This window comes from Melaminivora alkalimesophila (genome assembly GCF_000282995.1).
GTDB classification, from domain to species: domain Bacteria; phylum Pseudomonadota; class Gammaproteobacteria; order Burkholderiales; family Burkholderiaceae_C; genus Melaminivora; species Melaminivora alkalimesophila.
This window is the reverse complement of record NZ_ALEE01000228.1, coordinates 1-6,190: the sequence shown is the minus strand read 5'-3', so window position 1 is coordinate 6,190 and position 6,190 is coordinate 1. Positions and strand designations below refer to the sequence as shown.

The 6,190-nt window shown below is 71.7% G+C and carries 4 protein-coding genes and 1 pseudogene; all 5 read left to right on the top strand.

Annotated elements, in window-relative coordinates; translation table 11 throughout:
* Nucleotides 1–989, top strand: a 989-nt coding sequence (locus A612_RS03995) for a dihydrolipoamide acetyltransferase family protein (protein ID WP_019373265.1), incomplete at its 5' end; no start/stop codon positions are given.
* Between the two features lie 13 nt (nt 990–1,002).
* Nucleotides 1,003–2,406 (top strand): dihydrolipoyl dehydrogenase, encoded by a 1,404-nt coding sequence (gene lpdA, locus A612_RS03990; RefSeq protein WP_019373264.1) that lies wholly within the window; start codon nt 1,003–1,005, stop codon nt 2,404–2,406.
* 188 nt (nt 2,407–2,594) lie between these two features.
* Nucleotides 2,595–3,542, top strand: a complete 948-nt coding sequence (gene glyQ, locus A612_RS03985) for a glycine--tRNA ligase subunit alpha (protein ID WP_019373263.1) — start codon at nt 2,595–2,597, stop codon at nt 3,540–3,542.
* Between the two features lie 108 nt (nt 3,543–3,650).
* A complete protein-coding gene (gene glyS / locus A612_RS03980; protein WP_019373262.1) occupies nt 3,651–5,831 on the top strand; it encodes a glycine--tRNA ligase subunit beta in 2,181 nt (726 codons plus the stop codon).
* A gap of 40 nt (nt 5,832–5,871) precedes the next feature.
* Nucleotides 5,872–6,190: pseudogene (locus A612_RS03975) on the top strand (hypothetical protein); the annotation flags it as partial.

Sequence of the window (6,190 nt, the reverse complement as noted above, 5' to 3'; positions counted from 1 at the left end):
CCGCCGCTCCGGAGCCCCAGGCGGCCCCGGCGCCCGCGCCCAAGGCCAGCACGCCAGCGCCGGCCCCGGCCGCTGCCCGTGCCGCGGCGCCGGTGCCGCGCGCGCGCAAGGCGGATGAGCCGCCGCTGGCCTCGCCCGCGGTGCGCCGCCAGGCGCTGGACATGGGCATCGACCTGCGGCTGGTGCACGGCAGTGGGCCCGCCGGGCGCATCCTGCACGAGGACCTGCAGGCCTGGGCGGAGGGCGGTGGCCAGCCCGTGGGCGCCGTGTCCTCCCAGTACGTCGAGCGCCACGGCGAGGAGGTCATCCCGGTCATCGGGCTGCGCCGCCGCATCGCCCAGAAGATGCAGGAGGCCAAGCGCCGCATCCCGCACTTCAGCTACGTCGAGGAAATGGACGTGACCGAGCTGGAGGCGCTGCGCCAGCAGCTCAACCAGCGCCACGGCGCGACGCGCGGCAAGCTCACGCTGCTGCCCTTCCTGGCGCGCGCCATGGTGCTGGCCCTGCGCGACTTTCCCCAGATCAACGCCCGCTACGACGACGAGGCCGGCACGGTCACGCGCTACGAGGCGGTGCACCTGGGCATCGCCACGCAGACCGACGGCGGCCTGATGGTGCCGGTGCTGCGCCATGCGGAAAGCCTGGACCTGTGGCAATGCGCCGCCGGCGTGGCGCGCGTGGCGGAGGGGGCGCGCAGCGGCCGTGCGGCGCGCGACGAGCTCTCGGGCTCGACCATCACCCTGACCAGCCTCGGGGCGCTGGGTGGCATCGTCAGCACCCCGGTCATCAACCACCCGGAAGTGGCGATCGTGGGCGTGAACCGCATGGTCGAGCGCCCGATGCTGCGGGGCGGCCAGGTGGTGGCGCGCCAGTTGATGAACCTGTCCTCGTCGTTCGACCACCGCGTGGTCGACGGCATGGACGCGGCGCGCTTCATCCAGGCCGTGCGTGCGCTGCTGGAAAACCCGGCGCTGCTGTTCGTGGAGTGAGGTGAGAAGAAACATGACGCAAAAGGACATCACGACCACGCTGCTGGTCATCGGCGGAGGCCCCGGCGGCTACGTGGCGGCCATCCGCGCGGGCCAGCTGGGCATTCCCACCGTGCTGGTCGAGGGCGCACAGCCCGGCGGCACCTGCCTGAACATCGGCTGCATCCCCTCCAAGGCGCTGATCCACGCCGCCCAGGAGTTCGAACGCGCACTCGAACAGGCCGGCGACTCGCCGCTGGGCATCCGCGTGCAGCAGCCGCAGATCGACATCGCCAAGACCGTGCGCTGGAAGGACGGCATCGTCTCGCGCCTGACGGGCGGCGTCGGCGGATTGCTGCGCAAGGCGGGCGTGCGCGTGCTCAAGGGCTGGGCCCACATCGAGGACGGCAAGACGGTGCGCGTGCAGGCCGACGGCGGCGGCGAGCCGCAGCGCGTGCGCTGCGAGCACCTGCTGCTAGCCACCGGGTCGGAGCCCGTGGCGCTGCCTTCCATGCCTTTCGGTGGCGCCATCTGGTCGTCCACCGACGCGCTCTCGCCCGAGGCGCTGCCGCGCAGCCTGGTGGTGGTCGGCGCGGGCTACATCGGGCTGGAGCTGGGCATCGCCTACCGCAAGCTGGGCGTGGAGGTCACGGTGGTCGAGGCCGCGCAGCGCGTCCTGCCCAGCTACGACGAGGAGCTGACCCAGCCGGTGCTGGAATCGCTCAAGAAAAGCGGCGTGGTACTGCACCTGGGCTGCAGCGTGCTCGGCTGGGACGCGGCCGAGGGCGTGCACGTGCGCAACGCCCAGGCCGACGAGTTCGCGCTGCCGGCCGAGCGCGTGCTGGTCGCCGTCGGTCGCCGGCCGCGCACTTCGGGCTTCGGGCTGGAGTCGCTGCAACTGGACATGGCCGGGCGCCACGTGGCGATCGACGCCCATTGCCGCACCTCCATGCGCAACGTCTGGGCGATCGGCGACCTGACGGGCGAGCCGATGCTCGCGCACCGCGCCATGGCGCAGGGTACGGTGGTGGCCGAGCAGATCGCCGGCCAGAACCGCCGCTTCGAGCCGAGCGTGATCCCGGCCGTGTGCTTCACCGACCCGGAGGTGGTGGTCGTCGGCAAGACCCCGGCCGAGGCGCGCGCCGCCGGGCTCGATTGCATCGACGCGGCCTTTCCGCTGGCGGCCAACGGCCGTGCCATGACGCTGCAGGCCACCGGCGGCTTCGTGCGCGTGGTCGCGCGGCGCGACAACCACCTGATCCTGGGTTGGCAGGCGGTGGGGCGCGGCGTGGCCGAGCTGTCGGCGGCCTTCGGCCAGTCCATCGAGATGGGCGCGCGGCTGGAGGACGTGGCCCACACCATCCACGCCCACCCGACGCTGGGCGAGGCGGCGCAGGAGGCGGCGCTGCGGGCGCTGGGGCAGGCGCTGCATATCTGACGAAATTCCAGCCGTCAGCCAGGGCGCGCCGGCGAAGGTCGACGCGCCTTTTTTTGTGCGCATCGGAAGGTTCTGGCCTTCCTGCCTCCGGGGCCGCCAGGCCGCCCGCCCTGTGGCGCAGGCGCCACGGCCTAAAATACCCCTTCCGCGCACGCCCCGCCGTGCGCTTTTTGTCCTGCTTTTCCGCCATGCCGACCTTCCAACAGATCATCCAGCAACTGCAGTCCTACTGGGCGAACCAGGGCTGCGCGCTCCTGCAGCCCTACGACATGGAAGTCGGCGCTGGCACCTCGCACACCGCCACTTTCCTGCGCGCCATCGGGCCCGAGCCGTGGCGCGCCGCCTATGTGCAGCCCAGCCGCCGCCCGAAGGATGGGCGCTACGGCGACAATCCCAACCGCCTGCAGCACTATTACCAGTACCAGGTGGTGTTGAAGCCCGCGCCGGCGAACATCCTGGAGCTGTACCTGGGCAGCCTCGAAGCCCTGGGTTTCGACCTGAAGCAAAACGACATCCGCTTCGTCGAGGACGACTGGGAAAACCCCACGCTCGGCGCCTGGGGCCTGGGTTGGGAGGTGTGGCTCAACGGCATGGAAGTGACGCAGTTCACCTACTTCCAGCAGGTCGGCGGCATCGACTGCCGGCCCGCCACGGGCGAGATCACCTACGGGCTGGAGCGCCTGGCCATGTACCTGCAGGGCGTGGACAACGTCTACAACCTGACGTGGACCGAAGGCCTGACCTACGGCGACGTGTACCACCAGAACGAGGTGGAGCAGTCCACCTACAACTTCGAGCACTCCGACGCCGAGTTCCTGTTCACCGCGTTCGGCGCGCACGAGCGCCAGGCCCAGCACCTGATGGCCGAGCAGCTGGCCCTGCCGGCCTACGAGCAGGTGCTCAAGGCGGCCCACACCTTCAACCTGCTGGACGCGCGCGGGGCGATTTCCGTGACCGAGCGCGCCGCCTACATCGGTCGCATCCGCAACCTGGCGCGCGCCGTGGCGAAGAGCTACCTCGACAGCCGCGCCCGCCTGGGCTTTCCCATGGCGCCGCGCGCCCACGCCGAGGAAGTCCTGGCCGAGCTGGCACGCGCTGCCGGGCAATCGCAGCCCCAGGCGCGCAAGGCAGCCTGAGCCCGCCGGTCTTTCTGCGGGGCCCGGCCCCGCTCCCACCGTTTTCGCCATTCCTCGCTTGCCCGCCGCCCACGCCCGGAGCACGCGCACCGCCCCAGAGACCTTCCCATGACCACCGCCAACCTGCTTGTCGAACTTTTCGTCGAAGAACTTCCGCCCAAGGCCCTGCAGAAGCTGGGGGAGGCCTTTGCCGGCGTGCTGTTCGAGCACTTGCGCCAGCAGGGCCTGGTGGTGCAGGGCGGGCAGTGCACCGCCTACGCCTCGCCGCGCCGGCTGGCCGCGCACATCACGGACGTGCTGGCGGTGGCGCCCGATCGCGCGGTCGAGCAAAAGCTCATGCCGGTGTCCGTGGGCTTCGCGCAGGATGGCGCGCCCACGCCGGCGCTGCTCAAGAAATTGGCCTCGCTGGGTGCGGAGCCTTCCGTGGCGGCGACCGGGCTGAAGCGGGTGCACGACGGCAAGGCAGAGGTGCTGTACTACCAGAGCACGGCGCGCGGCGCGTCGCTGGCCGAGGGGCTGCAGAAGGCGCTGGACGAGGCGATCCGCCACCTGCCCATCCCCAAGGTCATGCGCTACCAGTTGGCCGACGGCTGGAGCAGCGTCCACTTCGTGCGCCCGGCGCATGGGTTGGTGGCGCTGCACGGCAGCCAGGTGGTGGCGGGCGTGCAGGCGCTGGGGCTGGAGGCCGGGCGCGAGACACATGGCCACCGCTTCGAGGCGCAGGCCGAGCCGGTGGTCCTGAAGGATGCCGACAGCTACGCCGAGCAGCTGCGCGAGGAGGGCGCCGTGATCGCCAGCTTCGCCGAGCGCCGCGCCGAGATCGCGCGCCAGCTCGAAGCGGCCGCGGCCCGGGTGGGCGGCGGCGTGCGGCCGATCGAGGACGAGGCGTTGCTCGACGAGGTCACGGCGCTGGTCGAGCGCCCGAACGTGCTGGTCTGCAGCTTCGACGAGGAGTTCCTGGCCGTGCCGCAGGAGTGCCTGATCCTCACCATGAAGGCCAACCAGAAATACTTTCCGCTGCTGGACGCGGATGGCCGCCTGACGCACCGCTTCCTGGTGGTGAGCAACATCTCGCCCGAGGACCCGGGCGCCGTCATCCAGGGCAACGAGCGCGTGGTGCGCCCGCGCCTGGCGGATGCCAAGTTCTTCTACGACCAGGACCGCAAGAAAACCCTGGCCAGCCGCGTCGAGCAGCTCGCCAAGGTGGTCTACCACAACAAGCTGGGCACCCAGGGCGAGCGCGTGGAGCGCGTCCGGGCCATCGCCAGGGCGATCGGCGAACAACTCTTCGATGCACTGGCCGACCAGCACGCGCTGCATCTCGATTCGCACGAGGGCGAGGTGGCGCGGGAGTACCTGCTCACTTGCGTGGACAACGCGGCGCTGCTGGCCAAGACCGACCTGGTCACCGACATGGTGGGCGAATTTCCCGAGCTGCAGGGCGTGATGGGCGGCTACTACGCCGTCAACGACGGCCTGCCCGACGAGGTGGCGCGCGCCATCGAGGACCACTACAAGCCGCGCTTCGCCGGCGACGGGCTGCCGCGCGAGAACGTCGGGCTGGTCGTGGCGCTGGCCGACAAGCTGGAGACGCTGGTCGGCATGTTCGGCATTGGCAACCTGCCCACCGGCGACCGCGATCCCTTCGCGTTGCGCCGCCATGCGCTGGGCGTGATCCGCATGCTGGTCGAGCGCGATCTGCCGCTGGACCTGCCGCGGTTGCTGCAAGCCAGCCAGCCGGCCTTCGGCGCGCTGATCGACCCGGCCTCGGCGGCGCAGCTGGAGGACTTCATCTACGAGCGCCTGGCCGGCTCGCTGCGCGAGCAGGGCTACAGCGCCCAGGAAGTGGACGCGGTCATCGCCCTGCGCCCGGCGCGCCTGGCGCTGGTGCCGCGCCAGCTCGACGCCGTGCGTGCTTTTGCCGCGCTCGAGGAGGCGCCGGCGCTGGCGGCGGCCAACAAGCGCGTGGGCAATATCCTGAAGAAGGCCGAGGCCGAAGGCCCGGTGGACGCGCACGTCAGCGAGGGCCTGCTGCAGGAGCAGGCCGAGCGCGACCTGTATGCGGCCCTGCAGCGCATCGTGCCCGAGGCCGATGCCCAGTTCGAGCGCGGCGACTACCGCCAGAGCCTGCAGACCCTGGCGGCCCTGCGCGCGCCGGTGGACGCCTTCTTCGACGACGTCATGGTCAATACCGACGATCTGGCCGTGCGCCTCAATCGCCAGGGGCTGCTCAAGCGGCTGCACCAGGCGATGAACCGGGTGGCCGACCTGTCGCGGCTGGCGGTCTGATGCGGGCGCTTCGCACGCCCTGTGGAGCGGCGCGGCGCCGGTGAGCCCCCCGCTGCCACGCCCTTCCGCCAGCGGCGCCCCTGCCGCGGAGCGGGGCAGCCTGGGCGCCTGGCTGGCGTTCGGGCCGCCTGCCGCGGTGGTCGGCCTGCGCTGGGTGCTGCAGTGGCTGTCCGAGCGCTCGCCGCCCAGGCCCGCCTGGCGCATCGAGCCCTTCGTGGGCGCGCAGGATCCCTGGGCCTGGGTGGGCACGCTGGGCTGGGCCTGCGCGGCGTTGCTGGCGCTCGCGCTGGGCCTGCGCGTGCTGCGCCGCCGCTGGGGCGCGCGCATGGCGTGGCGCGCCGCGGCGGTGCTGTGGCTGG